Origin of the sequence: Halalkalibacter okhensis, assembly GCF_000787375.1 — a bacterium.
GTDB classification, from domain to species: domain Bacteria; phylum Bacillota; class Bacilli; order Bacillales; family Bacillaceae_D; genus Halalkalibacter; species Halalkalibacter okhensis.
Genome location: NZ_JRJU01000081.1, coordinates 1 through 2,206 on the forward strand (window position 1 = coordinate 1; position 2,206 = coordinate 2,206).

Annotated in this window: 3 protein-coding genes; all 3 read right to left on the reverse strand. The window is 34.0% G+C overall.

Features of this window, described 5'->3' with window-relative positions:
• Nucleotides 1–212 precede the first annotated feature (212 nt).
• Nucleotides 213–422 carry a copper chaperone CopZ gene (gene copZ / locus LQ50_RS23980; RefSeq protein ID WP_034634262.1) on the reverse strand — a complete coding sequence of 70 codons (210 nt, stop codon included), beginning with the start codon at nt 420–422 and terminating at the stop codon, nt 213–215.
• Nucleotides 423–749: 327 nt separating this feature from the next.
• A complete protein-coding gene (locus LQ50_RS23985) occupies nt 750–1,484 on the reverse strand; it encodes a cytochrome c biogenesis CcdA family protein (RefSeq protein ID WP_034634265.1) in 735 nt (244 codons plus the stop codon).
• 249 nt (nt 1,485–1,733) lie between these two features.
• A partial coding sequence (locus tag LQ50_RS23990; RefSeq protein ID WP_161784723.1) for an asparagine synthase-related protein occupies nt 1,734–2,206 on the reverse strand: 473 nt, incomplete at its 5' end.

Consider the following 2,206-nt stretch of genomic DNA (forward strand, 5'->3'; position numbering starts at 1 on the left):
GGATTCCCCTCCTTTACAATTCGAATAATACTGTTATTGTGATCATATTTCCCCTATAGATTACCAAAAGAATGTAAAGAAAATATGTGAGATACATCACAAATTCTTCTTTGTTTCTATAAGTATCTTTATTTAGATAAAGCTAATGAAAATAGTGAAGAAGGTCGTACTAAAATCGTGCGACCTCACTTCTATGATTCTAAACAACTATTTCATTCTACATCATAACCTTGGTCTTCAATCTCATGAATAATTTGATCTAATGAAATAACATTAGAATCATAATTAAGGCTTACTTCTCCTTCAGACAGTAGAACTTTTACTGAGTGGACACCATTTAAATTTCCAATTTTACTTTCTATCGTACTAATGCAATGCCCACATGACATTCCGTTAACTTTTAATGTTGTTTTTTGTTCCATAATTAAAGCCTCCTTAAAATATAATTATTCCTTCAAAAGAAACTTACCATACCCCCCTATGGTAATCAACCCTAATATTTATTTAAATATGAAAACTAATTGAATATGCCTTACTGACTATTAAGCCTTAATAATTCAAAGCAATATACCAAAGAAGAAAAAAGCAGAAATGATTATAATCCTCTCTGCTCCAATATCAATTTATTTCACCTTGTCCGTTGTATCTGCAATATTGTAAAAAGTAAATATGTTGAAATTTTGAAATGAAACCTCAAATAAACTTTTTCATTTAGGTTAAGATTATGGTTTGAAAATGCACATACTTTCTTAAATTCCCCAATAAGTAATCGTATCTAAAATCCCCAGGATGATCAGAAAAATCCCCGCGACTCGTTGGATCCATTTTCCGATATTTCTTCCTTTTCTTAAAAGTGTCCCGTTTAATCCAAAAGTCCAGATGAGGTACATCGTAATAAACAGGGGAATCGATGTACCGAACGAAAATACAGTTGGTAAAATGAACCCGTATGAAGTAGAAAGGGTTAGGGGCATTAACAAAAAGAAAAAGATTGAGAACATGGTTGGACAAAATCCTAATGAAAAACTACTTCCCAAAAGAAATGCCCCCCATTTTCCTCTTCTTTTACCACCAGTTTCTTTTTGTTTTAGTCCGATTGACCACTTCCATGTAATAATCCCCACTAAATATAAACCAATTAGAATAAAAATGGGTCCAAGTATTTTACGTACCCACGGAAGGTACCCGATTAGTTCTTGTTGAAATTCAGAACCTAATATCCAAACAAGTAATCCTAACCCCGAAAAAACAATTACCTTGCCAAATTGAAAGAAAAGGACTTCTGACCATGGAATAGCTTTTTGGATAGAGCGATTCCCATAGAGTGTAATGGCTCCTACATTTCCAGTGAATTGACACGGAGCAGCGGCTGCTAGAATTCCAATAACAAGTGCTGCTAAAATCGGAATATGTTCAAAACCATACGTTAGTTGAATCAACGGATCATATAATATTCGGCTAATAGAATTAAAGACATCATACATATTACAGACCTCGCTTTATAGTAAATAATTTTATGCAGCATCTTCATTAGGGGCAGAAACCACTGTTTGTATCACCCAGCCGAACTTTGGCAACGATGTGGTCAAGTTCAAGAGTCTAGTGGCTTTTCTGTGGATGCACAATTATTGAAAAATAAAGGATAGAACAGATACTAATGGCTTGGTAAGAAGTAAAAAACAGCCGAACATGTTGAATAAAGTTATTCAACATGTTCAATGAAAAACTTAAAACTATTTACTATGCTCCATAGTAGTATCAAATTCATAGACCTTTTCAATAAAGACTTGGTGCCAAAGCATGAAAGTCAGTACTGTCCATAACGGACGACTATAATCCCCTTTACTCTTAAACATTGAACTTTCATGCAAATTGATTTTACGATGTTGTTCAAGCAACTGAAGAATCTCTTCTTTCTTAAATATATAGTCAGTCTGACTATCCATAATCAAATTCTTTGCCCAATCGTACAATTCATTTTGTAACCAATGTCTAATTGGAACAGGAAATCCCAGCTTAGCTCGATTGACAATATGCTCTGGTACAATATGCTTCATAGCACTTCTAAGAGCAATTTTCGTTTGTGATTTATCTACCTTTAAAGTGGGATCTAGGGTAGCAGCCACTTTAAAGACTTCTTTATCTAAAAATGGAACACGGAGCTCTAATGAATGCGCCATTGTCATTCGATCAGCCTTCACTAAAA